The sequence below is a fragment of the Brevundimonas terrae genome (assembly GCF_011761985.1).
Classification (GTDB): domain Bacteria; phylum Pseudomonadota; class Alphaproteobacteria; order Caulobacterales; family Caulobacteraceae; genus Brevundimonas; species Brevundimonas terrae.
On sequence record NZ_JAASQT010000001.1, the window covers coordinates 349,894 to 367,646 of the forward strand.

Sequence of the window (17,753 nt, forward strand, 5' to 3'; positions counted from 1 at the left end):
CGTTAACTGGCTATCGGTCATGTTATGATCGATAAGCAAGTTCCGGGCCAATCTGGTGCACCGGCAGGGGGAAACGACGCGTGATCGGGCAGAGGCTTGAGGTCCGGCAGGGGCAGGGGTTGGTTATTACCCCCCAGCTTCAGCAGGCCATCAAACTATTGCAGCTATCCAATCTTGAGCTTGAGGCCTTTGTCGAGGCCGAGCTTGAGCGCAATCCCCTATTGTCGCGCATCGAGAACGAAGCCCCCTCCGAGGCGGCTGAAGCCCCGGAGGCCCACGCCTCCGACAGCGAGATCCAGTTTCAGGACGGCGTTGCCCAAGGCAGTGAGAACGCCCTCGATGCCCCGCAGGAGGCCGTCTATGACGCCGCCCCCGGCGAACAGAACGAAGTCCGCACCGACGCCCAGCCCGGCCTCAGCGACTGGTCACGCACAGGTAATGGCGGCTCGTTCGACAGTGACGACCATGATCGCCCCGACAAGCAGGAAACCACGCTGTCGGAACACCTTCAGGCACAGGCGTCGCTGGCCGGTTTCAGCCCCAGCGACCATGCCATTGCGCTGATCCTGATCGATAGTGTCGATGACGCGGGCTATCTGCGCGCCGACCTCGACGAGATCGCCACCCGACTGGGTGTGGCCCGCGCACGGATCGAGGCAATCCTGACCTGCTGTCAGGGCTTCGAGCCGACCGGTGTGATGGCCCGCAACATCCCCGAATGTCTGAAGCTGCAACTTGTCGAGCAAAACCGGTTTGATCCGGCCATGGAAGCCCTGCTGGACAATCTCGATCTTCTGGCCCGTCGCGATCTGGTCGCCCTTCGCAAGCTGTGCGGCGTCGATCAGGAAGACCTTGGCGAGATGATTGCCGAGATTCAGGGTTTGACCCCGCGTCCGGGGGCCGGTTTTGGCTCCGAACCGGCCCAGACGGTTGTGCCGGATGTATTTGTGCGTTCCGACCCCGCTGGCGGCTGGAAGGTCGAACTGAACAGCGACACCCTGCCCCGCCTGCTGATGGACAAGCGCTATCATGCCGAAGTCTCGGCCAGCGCCCGCTCGGACGATGACAAGGTGTTTGTGGCCGATTGCGCCGCGCAGGCCAGTTGGCTGGTGAAATCGCTGGACCAGCGCGCCCGCACCATCCTCAAGGTCGCCAGCGAGATTGTGCGCCAGCAGGATGCGTTTCTGGCCTTCGGCGTCGAGTTCCTGCGCCCGCTGACCCTCAAGGTCGTGGCCGAGGCCATCGAAATGCACGAATCGACCGTCAGCCGCGTCACGTCCAATAAATACATCGCCACGCCGCGCGGTGTTTTCGAGCTGAAATTCTTCTTCACCGCCGCCATCCAGTCCAGCGATGGCGGGGCGACCCACTCCGCCGAAGCCGTCCGTCACCGGATCAAATCCATGATCGACGCCGAAGATGTTACAGGCGAGGTTTTGAGCGACGATCGCATCGTCGAGATTTTGCAGGACACGGGTATCGATATCGCCCGTCGTACCGTCGCCAAGTATCGAGAAGCCTTGAGGATTCCATCCTCGGTCGAGCGCCGCCGTATGCGCAAGGCTGCCTAGGTCCCTGTTTGCTTCAGGGTTAAGCCTCACCACATTTCAGTGATCGACGTTGACACCAAGTCGGAACAGTCGCGTTGTATTGGTATGGCTATGAACATTCAGGTCACCGGTAAACAAGTTGATGTTGGCGAAGCGCTAGGCTCGCGCATCTCTCAAGAACTTGAAGATGGAGTCGGCAAATATTTTGCCCGAGGCGCACAAGACGCCGAGGTTGTTGTCTCTAAGGACGGACATGGCTTTCGAGTAGATAGCTGGGTCCGGCTCGCATCGGGACAGTCATTGGTCACAACAGGTCAGGGGAGCGATGCCCATTCGGCATTCTCCGATAGCCTCGACAAGCTTGAAAAGCGTGTTCGCCGCTATAAGCGCCGCCTGAAAGATCACCATATCGGGCCCAAGGGTCTATCGCCCGAGAAAACCGAAAACGCCGCCCGCGAAGTGGCGCAACTGACCATTTTCAAAAACCCCGATCAGGTCGAGGATGAAGCCGAGTTCGGTGATCTCGAGAATGCCCATGAGCCGCCTCCGGTCGGCATGGTCATTGCCGAAACCGAGGCCGAAATCCGCACCCTGACTGTGGGTCGTGCCGTGGCCGAGCTGGACATGACGGGCTATCCGGTCGTGATGTTCCGCAATGCGGCACATGGCGGTTTGTCCGTGGTTTATCGGCGTCCTGACGGCAATGTGGGCTGGGTCGATCCCGAGCGCACATTGGTCCGAAAGTAACGTCGATCGCCTAGAGCACACTAAAGTGGCTTTTGTATTCGGGGTAAACCGCCTAAAAGGCGGCGCCCTGTACCCTATGGGCCGTTGAACGAGACCGATATGGATATCGCAGATTTGCTGTCATCAGACGGTGTTGTCTTGCGCGGGGGCGTATCTTCCAAACGCCAGGCCTTGGGCGCTGTCGCCGACTTGGCGGCCAACGCCTTTGGTCTGGACGCCACCAAGGCGCTGGATGCCCTGCTGGAACGTGAAGCGCTTGGCTCGACCGGCCTTGGCTACGGGGTCGCTGTGCCCCATGCCCGGGTCGAGGGCTTGGAGCGTGTCTGCGGCGTCTTTGTGCGACTGGACAGTCCGGTCGCCTATGAATCGCTGGATGACCGTCCGGTAGACCTGTTGTTCGGTCTGTTTGCGCCGCCTTCGGCCGGTGCAGAACATTTGCGGGCACTGGCTGTGGTGTCCCGTGCCATGCGTTCGCCCGAACTGCGCGAACGTCTGCGTCAGGCCCAGACGGTTGACGGCGTTCAGGCTCTGTTTGTGCAAACAGGCAGTGCCGCCGCCGCATAGCGCGCATATCGACGGACATAAAAAACGGGGCTCCTTACGGGGCCCCGTTTTCGTTTCAATCCGTAGTGCGCCTATTGCACCGAGACGGGTGCCATATCGTGGGCCTCTGCGGCCTTGAAGGCCGTCTCGCGGTCCAGCATCACGGCCAGACGTTCGCCATCCGAGCCATAAAGGGCATACAGCACCTGATCCGGCGAAAAATCGACGTCGTCATCTTCGATATCCGACAGGATATCGCGCGCAAAAACCTCGCGCACATAGACAAGACCCGGCACTTCAAACGCGCTGAAATCGTGGTCCATCATCATCGGCATCATTGGGAACGCCTCCTCAAACTAGGATAACAGCCTTAGCGATACGCAAGCTTGGCGTATGCTCTGCCTGTGGAACGAATCTGCTCAGTCCGTGGAAATCGGGATATTGCGTGTGGCTTTCTTCTGGTCAGGCTGGAAAAGATCGACATGAAGCAGACCGTGCAGCAAGCGCGAGCCCTTCACTTCCAGTCCGTCGGCCAGCACAAAGGTCCGCACGAATCCGCGTGAGGCAATGCCACGATGCAGGAAGGCTCCCTCGGGACGTGCCGCCTCGTCGCGCTTGCCGGTCAGGGTCAGTTGGCGCCCCTCGACAGTGACATTCAGCTCATCCGGCGTAAAACCGGCCACTGCCAGCGTAATGCGAACGCCCTCGCCGATTTGTTCAACATTATACGGTGGATAGGCATCCGATGCCGCGCGCTGGGCACGGTCTATCAAGGCGCGGGTCTGATCGAAGCCCAGCAAAAAAGGGGCGTCCATCAAAGACGGGGTACGGCTCATTACAAACTCCTGCGGTCCTGAATCCAGCAACCAAGACGCCTTGTGTGTAAAACCCCAAGCCGTCACCTAAACTTAGAATGGGAACAGTTCAGGCTCAAATCAATGCCTTAGCCCATCCCCGATATTTCTTGTCGTTCATCGCATATACAGACAGGAACCTGCACCATATGTATTCGTTTAGCGGACATAGATTTTTCCCCTTCTTTCGAGGTTCCCAATGCGCGCCAAAATCACCGTAATCGGTATCAGCATCGCCGCTCTGATGGGCGCAGCCTGCACCACCACTGACCCCTATAGCTCGGGGCCCCGCCGCAACAACACCGGAACCGGTGCGATTGCTGGCGCTCTGGGTGGCGCCGTGCTGGGTTATCTGACCAATACCAACAACTCCGAACAGGGCCGCAAGAATGCTCTGATCGGTGCCGGTATCGGTGCTCTGGCTGGCGCAGGCGTTGGCCAATATATGGACCGCCAGCAACGCGCCCTCGAAGCCGAACTGTCCGGCACCGGCGTGGGCGTTGCCCGTCAGGGTGACAATCTGGTTCTGCGCATGCCGTCGGATGTCACCTTCGCGGTGAACCAGGCCAGCATCGATGCCCGCTTCCTGCCGGTACTCGACGACGTGGCCCGCGTGCTGCGTGAATATGACCGTTCGACCGTGGACATTGTTGGCCATACCGATGCCTCGGGCGGCGATCACATTAATCAGCCCCTGTCGGAAAACCGCGCCCTGTCGGTCGCCAACTATCTGATCAATAATGGCGTACTGCGTGAACGCCTGTATGTGGCAGGCAACAGCGCCCGCAACCCCATTGCCTCCAATGATACGGTCGAGGGCAAGGCCCGGAACCGCCGCGTCGAGATCGTGATCCGTCCGTTCACCGGCTGATCTGCCGTCTTAAATCTACAGGCGCATACGAAAAGGGCGGCCCGCAAAGGCCGCCCTTTTTATATGTTACGCCTCGTCCGGACGCCCAATGGACGTATAGACAAAGCCCCTCGCCCGCATATACGCGTCCTTATAGACGTTGCGCAGATCGACCATGATCGGTGCCGTCATCAGCAATTTGATCCGGTCCAGATCCAGTGCGCGGAACTGGTCCCACTCGGTCAGGATGCACACCACATCGGCACCCGTCACCGCATCATAGGGGCCTTTGCAATATTCGACATTGCTGAGCAGCTTGGCCGCTTCGTCCATGCCTTCGGGGTCAAAGGCCTTGATGATCGCACCGGCGGCTTGCAGAGCCGGAATAATGTCCAGTGACGGGGCATCGCGCATGTCGTCCGTATTGGGCTTGAAGGTCAGACCCAACACGCCAACCGTCTTGCCTACAACCGTGCCGCCCAGCGCCTTGACGACACGGTCGGCCATGGCCTTTTTGCGCGCCTCGTTGACGGCCACTGTCGTCTCGATCAAGCGGACAGGCGATCCGGCATCGGTCGCCGTCCTCACCAGAGCCAGCGTATCCTTGGGGAAGCACGATCCGCCATAGCCCGGTCCCGCATGCAGGAATTTGGAACCGATGCGGTTATCCAGACCGATACCGCGCGCCACCTGCTGCACGTCCGCACCCACGGTTTCACACAGGTCCGCCATCTCGTTGATGAAGGTAATCTTCATCGCCAGAAACGCATTGGCCGCATATTTGATCAGTTCGGACGTGCGACGTCCTGTGTACAGCATCGGTGTTTCGTTCAGATTGAGCGGACGATAGAGCTCGGCCATCACCAGACGGGCGCGCTCGCTATCGGTGCCGACAACCACACGGTCAGGGCGCTTGAAATCGTCAATTGCCGCCCCTTCACGCAAAAATTCGGGATTGGAAACGACGGCAAAGTCGGCGTCGGGACGGCGCTCGCGGATGATGCGCTCTATCTCGTCGCCCGTCCCGACCGGAACCGTCGACTTGGTGACGATCACGGTAAAGCCTTCGATCAGGTCCGCGATCTCTTCGGCTGCCGCATAGACATAGGACAGGTCCGCATGGCCGTCTCCGCGACGTGACGGTGTTCCTACCGCGATAAAGACCGCATCGGCCGTCCGGATGGCTTCGGCACCATCGATGGCAAATTTCAGCCGACCATCACGCGCATTGGTTGCCACCAGATCATCCAGACCCGGTTCGAATATCGGAATAATATTTTGCTCAAGGCTTTCAATCTTGCCCTGATCCTTGTCGACACAGGTCACCACGTGACCAAAGTCTGCAAAACAGGCCCCCGATACGAGGCCAACATAGCCAGTGCCGATCATGGCGACGCGCATAAGCGTTTCCCTCTTTCACTGTAGGCACGTCTGAAATAGCCGCTACGCCCTTCGCGATCCAGCACATCGCATGCTTGCATGACAAAAAGAAAAAGGACGACTGGCGGTTAGGCCAATCGTCCTCAATCTTGTCGACACTTCGGTCAACTGTCGGGGAGAACGTTACCGCCTCCCCTTCAGTAGATTAGAAGTTGATGTCGATGCTGGCACGACGGTTCAGCGGCTCGCGCACGCCGTCAGCCGTAGGCTTGGCCGGAGCGGTTTCGCCCTTGCCGTCCAGCGAGATCACGCCACCGTTGACGCCTTGGGCAACCAGGGCATCAGCAACGGTACGGGCACGACGGTTCGACAGGCCCAGGTTGTAGGCTGCGTTACCCGAGGTATCCGTGTGACCGACGACCAGTACGCGGGTCGGAGCGCCCGACTTGGCGTAGTTGGCAGCCTGGGTCACAACCGAGCGTGCTTCCGCGGTCAGGTCCGAACGGTCGAAGTCGAAGTAGACCACGAACTGACGGGCTGCCGGCTTGGCCGGAGGCGGCGGAGGCGGCGGCGGAGGCGGCGGCGGCGGCGGCGGAGGCGGCGGCGGCGGCGGCGGCGGCGGCGGCGGAGCGTCTTCCGCACCGAACGCATAACGCAGACCCAGGGTCACAGCGTGCGACTGGTCATAGTCGCCCGACCATTCACCGAATGCCGGATTAACCGAAGCCGGAACGGACGACTGCCAGTTGGCTTCGCCGGTCAGGTAACGGTAGGTCAGGTCGATGTTTGCACGATCCGAAACAGCCCATGCCAGACCAGCAATGGCCTGAGCAGCGAACTTGGTCGAGGAATCGTCAGCAGCGAAAGCACCACCCGGAGCCTGACGCAGACGACCAACGGTGTCGACGTTTACGCGGTTCACACCGACGCCCAGACCCACGAACGGACGCAGGGTCCATTCCGGGGTGCCGAAGTCATAAATGACGTTGGCCATCAGGGTGGTCGAGGTGATGTCGCCTTCCGGCGAGTGGCACGGACCGGTAGCCGGGGTCAGGTTGCACAGACCCTGTGCGCCCGAGGCGGCACGAACGGTGCCGATGTCACCCGAGCGGTAGCCGCCTTCGAGTTCAGCGCGCCAGTTCGGGTTGAAGCGGTAGCCGAGACGCGCAAAGGCAGTCCAGCCGTCGTTGACTTCCCAGTTCCAATTGTTACCGGTGACCGAAGCCTCGGCATTGATGTCGTCGATGATGTGGTAACCGGCATCGATAGCACCGTACCAGCCGTCCGGCTCAGCCGAAGCGGCACCAGCCGACATCGCCAGAGCGGCCGCCGCGCTAGAAGCCAGAATCAAACTCTTGACGCGCATGAAAGCGGCCCTCCAAGAATTGTTGAAAGATGACGAGACTCAAGGCCACGCCTGTTTAGATAGATATCAGTGACTAAGGCTAAGGTCGAGCGATGAACCGAAGCTGAACAATATCGACTGACAACCGTGGTTTTGAGGCTACAAGCTGTAAATAAGTGTTAAGAAAAGAAGTTCAGGGCGCACAAGCACATACCCTAAATTTGCACGCCTTATGTCAAAGCCGTAGCAAAGCCGTTCGACAATATGCCCAATCTCAGAGCCTTGTCCGTCTTCGCCAACTGATTACAGGCCCCCATGATGTGATACAGGGATGTGGCGGGAGACGGCTCGTCAATAAAGCTCAGATTCGAGACCCGTTTATCGTGCCAAAGCCCCCTGTCTGTCAGGTAAAGCTCCAAACCCTGCAAGGCAGAATTGGCATCGTCCAGATAGGTCTTGCGCTCCGAACGCGGGGCCATCTCGGCCATGAGCAGTGCGGCACGCAACCATTCAGCCTGCGGCCATAGACGTGCACGACGCACGCGCGCAGAGCCGTCCTCGTTCAGTGTATCCACCATCACACAGGCCGGATCCCAGTATCCGCGTTGCCCCCATGAATAGAGGCGCAAGGCCACCGGCATAATGTCACTGCGGTTACGCAACTGCGCATAGCGGCTAAGCAACCACATCCACTCGAACTGATGCCCCGGCTCGATAATACGCCCGTCATCCCCCGCCGCAGGTTGCCACTGCGCGTCAAAAAACTCGCGCAGACAGCCTGTTTCAGGGTCAATGAAATATTTGAGCGCAAGCTCCACAATGTCGTCGGCGAACTCCAGCCAGCACGGATCATCATCCACTTCGGCCCAGGCCAGACAGGCCTCCAGCAAATGCATGTGGGCATTGGACTGGAACGGATGGCTCCCACCTTCGCGCAGACCGCCCTGCGGCAACCGGTTCTGTCTTAAGCGATCCAGTAACGCCTTGGCCTGCGCCTTGGACCGTTCTGCTGCAATGTCATGCTTTGCCGCCGCCGCCAGAGCAAACAGCACAAAGGCCTGATCATAGACCAGTGTCTCGCCACTGACGGCCGAACGGTCACAATGGATGGCGGGTAGCCATTCTGCGTCGCCCTTATGGTAAAACCGCTCCAGAGCATCGACCCCGCCCTCGACCGCAGAGCGCCAGCGCCCCGCCCAGCCCAACGCGCCCGCCTCGGCAAAGCAATAGATCTGACGGGTCTGTACGCGCAGGCGATGCGTCAACGTCGTCTGCTCGCCCGACAGGGTCAGGGCCTCCGCAAACACACCATCCTCGTCCTGCCCCAGTGAATGCCAAACCGGCAAAGCCCGCAGTTTCATCCATTCGAAAAAGCGCTTGCCGCTATCCTGCAACGAGGGCGTTTCGGCTTTTTCAAAGTCCAGATGCTGGGGCGAGAGCAGCTTCACCCGCTCGACAATTTTTTTAACTTCTTGGGCGCGCGACAGGTCACACACCAGAACCGCATCTTTCTCGACAATAATACCCAGATCACGCACGCCCAGAGCGGCCACCAGAGTACCCTCGGGCGCACGCACCATGCAGCCTTCGGCGTCTTCGAAAATATGGGTGCCGTATTCACCGTCACCACGTGCCGCAAGGGCATCCCATGAGCCAAGATCCGACCAGTGGAAATCCACTTCAAGGACACTGGCCTTTTGGGTGTTCTCCATCACCGCATAGTCGATCGAGATTTTAGGGGCCTTGCTGAACGCGCTACTTAGAACCGCCAGCGTATGGTGCCCCACGCCCGCAAGACTGCGCTCGGCCACCGGCCAGACGGTCGATTCACAGACCTCGAACTCGTTTTTCAGGACATCGGCGCGGCAAATAAAAATGCCCGCATTCCAAAGATAGCCCGCATTGACCAGGCTCTGGGCCGCCGCCTTATCCGGTTTTTCAATAAACTGGCGAACATCCGAAAGCCCCGGTCCCGACGGCGCAATATACCCATAGGCCGTTGCCGCTTCGGTTGGCTTGATACCGAGCGTCACGATCCGTCCGGCCTCGGCACCGCCTACGGCCTGCGTAATCGCGGCCTGAAACGCGGCACGATCGGGCACATAATGGTCCGAGGAAACGAAGACGTTGATACCGTCAGCGTCCTGCGTCAGCGTCCATGCCGCTGCCGCGGCCATGGCCGGTGCGGAATCCCGTCCCTCCGGCTCCAGCAGAATCTGGGCGCTAACACCGATAGCCTCTAATTGTTCGACGATCAGCGCACGGTGCACCACACCACCGACCACGATGATACGGCCCGGAGCCTGAACCATCGGCAGGACACGCAGCACCGTTTCCTGAAACAGCGACCGGTTACCGCTCAGCGGAATGAACTGTTTAGGGCGTGACGGACGCGATGCTGGCCACAGACGCGTGCCGGAGCCACCGCACATAATCACAGGGTAAAGCGCCAAAACAATCCTCGGTAATGGTGAGTAACACACGCCAGATGTTGATAGTCGTCAGACGATTAGCATCACGAACGGGCAAGACAGCACATAAGAATTGCGCATTCAACCCTGTGGCAAAACGCAGCGCGCGACCTTGGCCACCACCCCTGTTCCGGGATCAAACCTTTACCGCTTCTGCATTCTTATTCCTGTTTCGAGGGTGACTTAGCGGCGCTAGAGCGCTATGCGCGCGGCTATGAACGAAGTTGATCGGCAATCCGAAGAGCGCAGCTGGGAGACGGCAAAGACCCTTGCCGAGGCCCTGCCCTATATCCAGGTCTATGACCGGGAGACTGTGGTCATTAAATATGGCGGCCACGCCATGGGCGAGAGCGCTGTTGCCAAACAGTTCGCCGCTGATGTGGTGCTGCTGAAACTGATGGGTGTGAACCCCGTGGTTGTCCACGGCGGCGGCCCGCAAATCAGCGCCATGCTGGACAAGGCGGGGGTCAAATCCGCTTTTGTGGACGGCCTGCGCGTCACCGACAAAGACACGATGGCTGTGGCCGAGATGGTCCTGTCGGGTGCGGTCAATAAAGAGATCGCCCACTGGATCACCGTCGCCGGCAAGGAAGCCGATGTGCGCGGCGTGGGTCTGTCGGGCAAGGATGCCGGTCTGCTGACCGTCGAGAAAACGCGCCGCACCAAACGCGACCCCGACAGCATGATCGAGCATGAGGTCGATCTGGGCTTTGTCGGCGAGCCAACCAAGGTTGACCCCAAGCTGATCAAGGGCCTGATCGCGTCGGAAACCGAAGACTGGGTTCCGGTCATCGCCCCCATCGGCGTGGCCGAAGACGGCCTGACCTATAATGTCAACGCCGACACCGTCGCCGGTGCCATTGCCGGTTCGCTGAATGCCAAGCGCATGCTGCTGCTGACCGACGTTCCGGGCGTTAAGGGTGCCGATGGCGAGATTATCCGCCAGATGAGTCTCGAAGACGCACAAAAGCTGATCGACGACGGCGTCGCCACCGGCGGCATGATCCCCAAGCTGGAAACCGCAATGGCGGCTGTCCGTGCAGGCGTCGAGGCCGTGGTTATTCTGGATGGCCGCCGTCCGCATGCCATGCTGGTGGAACTGTTCACCGAAAATGGTGCCGGTACGCTGGTCACAGCCCGTTGAGCCTTCTCTCTACACAAGGTCTGGCCGCCGACAGCGCGGCCGACCTGCGGGGTGTGAAGTCGTGGGTTTTCGACCTCGATAACACCCTCTATCCGGTCGAGAACCAGTTCATGGGTCTCGTGGAGCAGCGCATCAATGCCTATGTGGTGCGCACCTCCGGCCTACCTGCCGACGAGGCGCTGGTGATGCAAAAATCCTTCCTGCACAACTATGGCACCTCGCTGGCCGGCCTGATGACCCGCTACCAGATCGACCCGCACCATTTTCTGGCCGAGGTCCACGATGTCCCTCTGGACGTGCTGGAGCCGGACACGGCCCTGCGTCAGGGGCTGGAGCGCCTTGAGGGGCGTCGCGTCATCTTCACCAATGGCTCCAGCGTCCATGCCCACCGCGTTCTGGGCAAGCTGGGCATTGACGATCTATTTGACGGCGTGTTTGCGCTGGAAGATGCCGACCTGATCCCCAAGCCCGATCCGCGCACATTTGACAAAATGCTGGCCCGTTTCGGCATTGATGCCTCCACGGCCTGCTTCTTCGAGGACACGCCGCAAAATTTGGTTCCGGCCAAGGCAATCGGCATGACCACTGTTCTGGTCGGTCCCAAAGCCTTCAGTGCCGAAGGCGACTTTATCGACTATCGTGCGGCTGCCCTGCCGCCCTTCCTGACCACCGCCATTCTTGACGGAGATCCCGTATGACCAAACACGCCCAGCTTGAAGCCGTTATCGAAGCCGCATGGGAAGCCCGTGCCGATATCTCGTCCTCGACCCATGGCGAAGTGCGCGAAGCGGTCGAGGCCGCACTCGACATGCTGGATTCGGGCGAGGCGCGCGTCGCCACCCGTGGCGATGACGGCGTGTGGAACACCCACCAGTGGCTGAAAAAAGCCGTGCTGCTGGGCTTCCGCCTGAATGACAATGTCATCATGCGCGCAGGCGACCGTGGCATGAACAGCCCCGCCCCCGGCATCGGCCCGTTCTTCGACAAGGTCCCGAACAAGTTCGGTGACTGGACCACCACCGATTACCAGACCGCAGGTTTCCGTTCGGTTCCGGGGGCTATCGTCCGTCACGGCGCGCACATCGCCAAGTCGGTCGTTCTGATGCCGTCCTTCGTCAACATCGGTGCCTATGTCGGTGAAGGCACCATGGTCGATACCTGGGCCACCGTCGGCTCGTGCGCCCAGATCGGCAAGAACGTCCACCTGTCGGGCGGTGCCGGTATCGGCGGCGTGCTGGAGCCGCTGCAAGCCAACCCGACCATCATCGAGGACGGCTGCTTCATCGGTGCCCGTGCCGAGGTCGCCGAAGGCGTGATCGTGCGCGAAGGCGCCGTTCTGGCCATGGGCGTCTTCCTGTCCGGCTCGACCAAGATCGTGGATCGCGCCACCGGCGAAATCTTCCGTGGCGAGGTTCCGGCCTATTCGGTCGTGGTTCCGGGTTCGCTGCCCGATCCGAACGGCGGTCCGTCGCTGTATTGCGCCGTCATCGTCAAGCGTGTGGATGCCCAGACCCGCGCCAAGACCGGCGTCAACGAACTGCTGCGCGACTAAAGCTTTCGCGACTATTCGCACAGATATTTAAAGGGTCGGCCTTCTGGGTCGACCCTTTTTTATGGCGGAACATTATTGGGATTGCATCGGTTGATTAACGGTTGCGTTCTAATCTGGCTGTCGAAAACTTCCTCATCATGGAGTGCGCAGGATGGGACGGATGCGGATCAAATCCTTGGTGCTGTCATTCAGTGCCATTCTGCTGATGGCGGTTCCTCTCGCGGCCTGTGGTGGCGGCGGTGGCGGAGGCGCAGCAACGCCCACGCCTGTCCCTCCGCCTCCACCACCGCCGCCGCCCCCTCCTCCTCCACCGCCGCCCCCTCCGGCGACAGTGCCGGACGTCAACTCGCGCGAATACACGCGCAACTGGGGTATCGCCGACGCCAAAGCGATTTCGGCATGGCAAACCGGTGCGACCGGTAGAGGGGTTTCGGTCGCCGTCATCGACAGCGGCATGACCGCCAACCATCCCGACCTTGGCATCAACGTCTCTGCGGCCTCGACCGACATCGTTATGGGCCGCAACACACTGGAAAGCCCCGACCGCCACGGCACCCGTGTCGCCAGCGTGATCGCCGCTCCGCATAACGGGCGCGGCACCATCGGCGTGGCCCATGAATCCACCATTCTGGCCATTCGCGCCGATGTCAGCGAATGCACCAAGCCCGAAGACGATGTCTGTTTCAAAAGCTCTGACCTCGCCCGTGCCCTTGATTATGCCGTCGCCAACGGAGCCCGCATCATCAATATGTCACTGGGTGGTGAAAGCTCGATGGGGTTCACCTTCGAGCAGGCCCTGCTGCGGGCGGTCAATGCCGGCGCCATTATTGCCATCTCATCGGGCAATGAGGGCGAGGTAAACCCGTCATGGCCGGGCCGCTATGCGACGGATCCCCGCTTTGCCGGTAGCATCATCGTTGTTGGCTCCCATGGCGTAACGGGCGGCATGTCCTCGTTTTCCAACCGCGCCGGTGTCAACCAAACGGCCTATATTTCCGCGCCGGGCGAAAAGATTATTGCCGACTGTGGTGACACCAGTTGCTGGGAGATTTCCGGCACATCCTTTTCGTCGCCTGCCGTGGCCGGTGCCATGGCCTTGTTGAAACAGGCCTTCCCCAACCTTTCGGGACGCGAGATTGTCGATATCCTGCTGACCTCGGCGACAGATGCCGGTGATACCGGCACCGATATCGTCTGGGGTCGCGGCAAGCTGGATATCGAGCGGGCCTTCCAGCCGATTGGCCGGACCTCTTCGCCGAGCGCAACATCCGCCACAGCCATTGGTCTGGATGTGCCACCGGGCACCTATGCCGGTGCTGCCTTTGGTGATGCCATTTCCCGCACCGACAGTCTGGGCACCATCGCCTATGACCAGTATTCACGCCTGTTTACGGTCAATCTGGCCGGCAGCTATCGCGCCGCACCGCGCCGCAGCTTCCAACCCGATCTGGCCCCGCCCACCGTACAGACCCGCGTGACGGCCCTTGGTCCTGCGGGCAGTACCCTGTCACTCAGCGCCGCCCAGCCCATGCTGGAGCCCGAGCCCTTACTGCCGCGCCATGACCTGTATTCGGCCCCGTGGCTGGGCACCGAAACCCGCCGCGAAGCCATGGTGGCGATCGACACGCCGCACGTTTCATTTGCTGCATGGCAGGGCGAAGGCGGGGCGCGCTCGCCCTTCCGCACCGGCGCGGGCGATGGTTTCACCGCCCTCGCACAGGCCAATCACGCCGTGCGCGGGTCGCTGAACTTCCAGGACGAAACCCTCGGCCATTTCAATGTCACCGCCGAGAGCGGGGGCGGCGACCGCCGTGCGCCCCTGCAATCGGTCGAGCGCGACGCCGCCAAATATGCCCGCTTCGGTCTGGACTGGCGCAAAGGCGCGGGCGGCCTGTCCTTCAGCCTTGGCCAACTGGACGAGCGCATGGGGCCGCTGGGTGCCTATATGCCCACCAGCAGTGATCTGGCCCTTCCGGCCAACACCACCTTTGCGGCCATAGGCGGCAACTGGCAGATGGCCAACGGTCTGGCCTTTGTGGCCGAGGGCGGTATCGGCAGCACCGCAATCGACGGTCGCTTCATGTCGCTGGAAGACAAGGCCATCAGCAGCAACTGGCGTCTGCAAATGCTGGCGCTGTGTCCGTTCGAGCTGCTGGGCTGCCAGCAGTTGAGCTGGCAGATCAGCCAGCCCTTGCGCGTCGAAAGCGGCACTTTCAGCGCTACTCTGGCCGATACGCCTCTGGACTATTTCGATCCCGTGACCTTCTCGGTGCGCCGCTTCTCGGCCAGCCCGTCAGGTCGCCAGATCGATTTCAGCATGCGCAGCATCCACGCCCTGTCCGACGGTGCCACTCTCCAGTTCGAGGCCACCGCCATCCGCAACGAACAGCACCAGCGCGACGCCAAGCCCGGCTATGCCTTCCTCGCCCACTGGCGACGGGCCTTCTAAGTACAGGGCTCAAAACAAAACGGCCGGTGGATGAACCACCGGCCGTTTCTTTTGACATCAAGTCTTGAGCGTTAAGTGCGTTCGACGCACAGGGCCACGCCCATGCCGCCGCCGACGCACAGGGTCGCCAGACCCTTCTTCGCACCCGAGCGCTTCATCTCGAACAGCAGTGTGGTCAGGATACGCGCACCCGAAGCCCCGACAGGGTGACCGATGGCGATGGCACCACCATTGACGTTCACCTTGGCCGGATCGAGGTTCAGTTCCTTGACCACGCATAGCGACTGGGCGGCAAAGGCTTCGTTCGACTCGATCAGGTCGAGGTCTGCCACTTCCCAGCCTGCCTTTTTCAGAGCGGCGGTCGAGGCCGGAATGGGGCCGGTGCCCATGATGGCCGGATCAACGCCAGCGGTCGCCCACGAGGCGATGCGGGCCAGCGGTTCCAGACCGCGCTTGGCGGCTTCTTCGGCGCTCATCAGCACCAGAGCGGCAGCACCGTCATTGATGCCCGAGGCGTTAGCCGCCGTTACCGAACCGTCCTTTACAAAGGCCGGACGCAGTTTTTCCATGGCCTCGATGGTTGCGCCGTGGCGAATATATTCGTCCTGATCGACAACCACATCGCCCTTGCGGCCCGGCACGGTCACCGGAACGATTTCATCGGCGAACTTGCCTGCCTTTTGAGCGGCCTCGGCCTTGTTCTGGCTGGCGACAGCGAACTGGTCCTGCTCGGCGCGCGACAGTTCCCACTTGTTGGCGATGTTCTCGGCGGTCTGGCCCATGTGATAGCCGTGGAAGGCATCCAGCAGACCATCACGCAGCATGTGATCTTCAAAGGTCACAGCGCCCATCTTGTGGCCATTACGCAGTTGTTGCAGGTGCGGAGCCTGCGACATGGATTCCTGACCACCGACGACGACAATATTGGCATCGCCCGCAGCAATCTGCTGATAGCCCAGAGCGACAGCGCGCAAACCCGAGCCGCACAGCTGGTTCAGCGACCAGGCCGCCGCTTCCTTGCGGACACCGGCATTGATAGCGGCCTGACGGGCCGGACCTTGGCCTGCACCGGCTTGCAAAACCTGACCGAGGATGACCTCGTCCACTTCCTCGCCCGAAACACCGGCACGCTCCAGCGCCCCCTTGATCACGACCTCGCCCAGCTTCGAGGCTGGCAGCGAGGACAGCGCCCCGAGGAAAGAGCCAACCGGCGTGCGGGCGGCGGAAACGATGACAACGTCTTTCAAGATATTCACTCCCCGAAGATTTTTTGCTTCTTCGCACATGCAGCATTTAGGGCGCAAGCCAACCTTTGATGCAAGAGGCGGGAACGATTCAGCTTCCAGACATCTTCCCGCCTATATAGTTTCCCAGTGTTCTGACCGCGTCCGCCTCCACCCCCTCGAAAAGGGAGCCCGCCCGATGACCGAAATGCCACCTGCCGAGAAGCTCAATCTGGGCCGCCGCCTGTTGCGCATCATGACCACGCCCGACGCGCTGGACATGGAAGAACATTATGCCAGCCCTGCGGCCAAGCGGGCCGATCTTCTGGTGCATGCGGTCGGTCTGGTTCTGGCCCTGATCGGTGCGGGCGTTCTGGCCACTCTGGCGGGCATCTATGCCGGTATCGGTGCGGTAGCCGCCACCCTGCTGTACAGCCTGTGCCTGATCGGCATGTTGACGGCCTCGACCGTCTATAACCAGACCCATCCGTGTGCGGCACGGCCTGTCCTGCGTCGTCTGGACGAAGCCTTTATCTTTCTGATGATCGCGGGCAGCTATACCCCCATCACGACCCAGCGTTTCGAGGGCGCACTATCGATCGGCTTTACCCTGCTGGTCTGGACCATCGGTCTGGGCGGGGCCTTTGCCAAGATGTTCGTGCCGCGCCTGTCGGACATCTTCTGGTCCTGCGTCTATGTGCTGTTCGGCTGGCTGATTGTGTTTGCCATCAAGCCGATGATCGACACGATATCGCCTGTCGCCCTTGGCCTGCTGGTGGCCGGCGGCGTGACCTATACGGTCGGTGTGCTCTTCTTCATCAACCGCGCCCTGAAATATCGCCGCGCCATCTGGCACAGCTTTGTGGTTGCGGGCGCAGGGATGCACTGGACTGCCATCCTGATCGGCGTCGTACTGGCCCCTGTTGCCAGTTAAGCCTGACTGTTCACCACGGTTTGAAAATCCGGACTCGCCTTCGCACTCGCAATGCGGGATGGTGCGCGCATAAACAGTGCGAGAAAAAGCGTGGCAAACACGTCTTCAGAGGGTGGAAAGTCGATGGGTACCGTCGTCATCAAGAAGTACGCCAACCGCCGTCTCTATAATACGGCCACCAGCAGCTATGTGACGCTGGACGATCTGGCCCAGATGGTTCGTCAGGGGATCGAGTTCACTGTTCATGACGCCAAGTCGAATGACGACCTGACGCGCCAGATCCTGACCCAGATCATCTTCGAGCAGGAGAACCGTGGCGAGGCCCTGTTGCCGGTCCAGTTCCTGCGCCAGTTGATCGGCTATTATGGCGACAACATGCAGGCCGTTCTGCCATCCTATCTGGAAATGTCGCTGGACCACTTTACCCGCCAGCAGGATGACCTGCGCCAGCAGTTCACCAAGGCTTTTGCCCAGACGCCCGGCGGCAATATCATGGAAGAAGCCGTGCGCCAGAACATGGCCATCTTCGAGCGGACCATGCGGATGTTCCCCGGCTTTGGCTATAATGCCGCCGCCCCCGCAGATGCGCCTGCCCCCGCTGCCAGCGAAGGCCAGACCGAAAGCAAGAACGACGATCTGAACGAAATGCGCCGCCAGATGGACGCCATGCGCGAACAGCTGGACCGCCTGTCCAAATCGTCCGGCTCCTAA

16 protein-coding genes are annotated in these 17,753 nt (G+C 60.7%); 10 read left to right on the forward strand and 6 right to left on the reverse strand.

Annotation, left to right across the window (positions count from 1 at the left end; translation table 11 throughout):
* Positions 1 to 80: 80 nt before the first annotated feature.
* From rpoN to FHS64_RS01715, 3 genes are all read left to right on the forward strand, one after another.
* Positions 81 to 1,571 carry an RNA polymerase factor sigma-54 gene (gene rpoN / locus FHS64_RS01705; RefSeq protein WP_167174738.1) on the forward strand — a complete coding sequence of 497 codons (1,491 nt, stop codon included), beginning with the start codon at positions 81 to 83 and terminating at the stop codon, positions 1,569 to 1,571.
* A gap of 90 nt (positions 1,572 to 1,661) precedes the next feature.
* Positions 1,662 to 2,297, forward strand: coding sequence for a ribosome hibernation-promoting factor, HPF/YfiA family (gene hpf, locus FHS64_RS01710; protein ID WP_167174741.1), 636 nt, complete (start codon positions 1,662 to 1,664; stop codon positions 2,295 to 2,297).
* Between the two features lie 99 nt (positions 2,298 to 2,396).
* Positions 2,397 to 2,861, forward strand: a complete 465-nt coding sequence (locus FHS64_RS01715; RefSeq protein WP_167174744.1) for a PTS sugar transporter subunit IIA — start codon at positions 2,397 to 2,399, stop codon at positions 2,859 to 2,861.
* Between the two features lie 71 nt (positions 2,862 to 2,932).
* Here the strand turns inward: FHS64_RS01715 and FHS64_RS01720 are convergent, their stop codons facing one another.
* Positions 2,933 to 3,178, reverse strand: coding sequence for a DUF1150 family protein (locus FHS64_RS01720; RefSeq protein ID WP_167174747.1), 246 nt, complete (start codon positions 3,176 to 3,178; stop codon positions 2,933 to 2,935).
* A gap of 81 nt (positions 3,179 to 3,259) precedes the next feature.
* Positions 3,260 to 3,676, reverse strand: a complete 417-nt coding sequence (locus FHS64_RS01725; RefSeq protein ID WP_167174750.1) for an Hsp20 family protein — start codon at positions 3,674 to 3,676, stop codon at positions 3,260 to 3,262.
* A gap of 217 nt (positions 3,677 to 3,893) precedes the next feature.
* Here FHS64_RS01725 and FHS64_RS01730 point away from each other — a divergent pair, with 217 nt between their 5' ends.
* Entirely contained in the window at positions 3,894 to 4,565 is a 672-nt protein-coding gene (locus tag FHS64_RS01730; protein ID WP_167174753.1) for a YiaD family glycine zipper/OmpA-like lipoprotein, read from the forward strand.
* Between the two features lie 66 nt (positions 4,566 to 4,631).
* On the opposite strand, the gene FHS64_RS01735 is transcribed toward FHS64_RS01730, so the two are convergent.
* From FHS64_RS01735 to FHS64_RS01745, 3 genes are all read right to left on the reverse strand, one after another.
* Positions 4,632 to 5,945, reverse strand: a complete 1,314-nt coding sequence (locus tag FHS64_RS01735) for a UDP-glucose dehydrogenase family protein (protein ID WP_167174756.1) — start codon at positions 5,943 to 5,945, stop codon at positions 4,632 to 4,634.
* A 184-nt stretch (positions 5,946 to 6,129) separates the two neighbouring features.
* Positions 6,130 to 7,290, reverse strand: coding sequence for an OmpA family protein (locus FHS64_RS01740; RefSeq protein ID WP_167174759.1), 1,161 nt, complete (start codon positions 7,288 to 7,290; stop codon positions 6,130 to 6,132).
* Between the two features lie 209 nt (positions 7,291 to 7,499).
* Complete coding sequence (locus FHS64_RS01745) at positions 7,500 to 9,722, reverse strand: AGE family epimerase/isomerase (protein WP_167174762.1); 2,223 nt, start codon at positions 9,720 to 9,722, stop codon at positions 7,500 to 7,502.
* Positions 9,723 to 9,954: 232 nt separating this feature from the next.
* On the opposite strand from FHS64_RS01745, the gene argB reads away from it, so the two are divergent.
* The 4 genes from argB to FHS64_RS01765 all read left to right on the forward strand — a co-directional run bounded on the left by argB (position 9,955) and on the right by FHS64_RS01765 (position 14,885).
* On the forward strand, positions 9,955 to 10,884 hold the full coding sequence (gene argB / locus FHS64_RS01750; protein ID WP_167174765.1) for an acetylglutamate kinase: 930 nt from the start codon (positions 9,955 to 9,957) through the stop codon (positions 10,882 to 10,884).
* Complete coding sequence (locus FHS64_RS01755) at positions 10,881 to 11,582, forward strand: pyrimidine 5'-nucleotidase (protein ID WP_167174768.1); 702 nt, start codon at positions 10,881 to 10,883, stop codon at positions 11,580 to 11,582. Before argB ends, FHS64_RS01755 begins: the two co-directional genes overlap by 4 nt.
* Positions 11,579 to 12,436 carry a 2,3,4,5-tetrahydropyridine-2,6-dicarboxylate N-succinyltransferase gene (dapD, locus tag FHS64_RS01760; protein ID WP_167174771.1) on the forward strand — a complete coding sequence of 286 codons (858 nt, stop codon included), beginning with the start codon at positions 11,579 to 11,581 and terminating at the stop codon, positions 12,434 to 12,436. The genes FHS64_RS01755 and dapD overlap by 4 nt, the downstream gene beginning before the upstream one ends.
* A gap of 331 nt (positions 12,437 to 12,767) precedes the next feature.
* The gene (locus FHS64_RS01765; protein ID WP_341771042.1) at positions 12,768 to 14,885 is read left to right on the forward strand and encodes a S8 family peptidase; all 2,118 of its coding nucleotides are present in this window, start codon (positions 12,768 to 12,770) and stop codon (positions 14,883 to 14,885) included.
* 71 nt (positions 14,886 to 14,956) lie between these two features.
* Here the strand turns inward: FHS64_RS01765 and FHS64_RS01770 are convergent, their stop codons facing one another.
* Positions 14,957 to 16,132, reverse strand: a complete 1,176-nt coding sequence (locus tag FHS64_RS01770; RefSeq protein ID WP_167174774.1) for an acetyl-CoA C-acetyltransferase — start codon at positions 16,130 to 16,132, stop codon at positions 14,957 to 14,959.
* Positions 16,133 to 16,307: 175 nt separating this feature from the next.
* Here FHS64_RS01770 and trhA point away from each other — a divergent pair, with 175 nt between their 5' ends.
* Both trhA and phaR read left to right on the forward strand, forming a co-directional pair.
* The gene (gene trhA, locus FHS64_RS01775; protein WP_243862667.1) at positions 16,308 to 17,042 is read left to right on the forward strand and encodes a PAQR family membrane homeostasis protein TrhA; all 735 of its coding nucleotides are present in this window, start codon (positions 16,308 to 16,310) and stop codon (positions 17,040 to 17,042) included.
* A gap of 123 nt (positions 17,043 to 17,165) precedes the next feature.
* Positions 17,166 to 17,753, forward strand: a complete 588-nt coding sequence (gene phaR, locus FHS64_RS01780; protein ID WP_243862668.1) for a polyhydroxyalkanoate synthesis repressor PhaR — start codon at positions 17,166 to 17,168, stop codon at positions 17,751 to 17,753.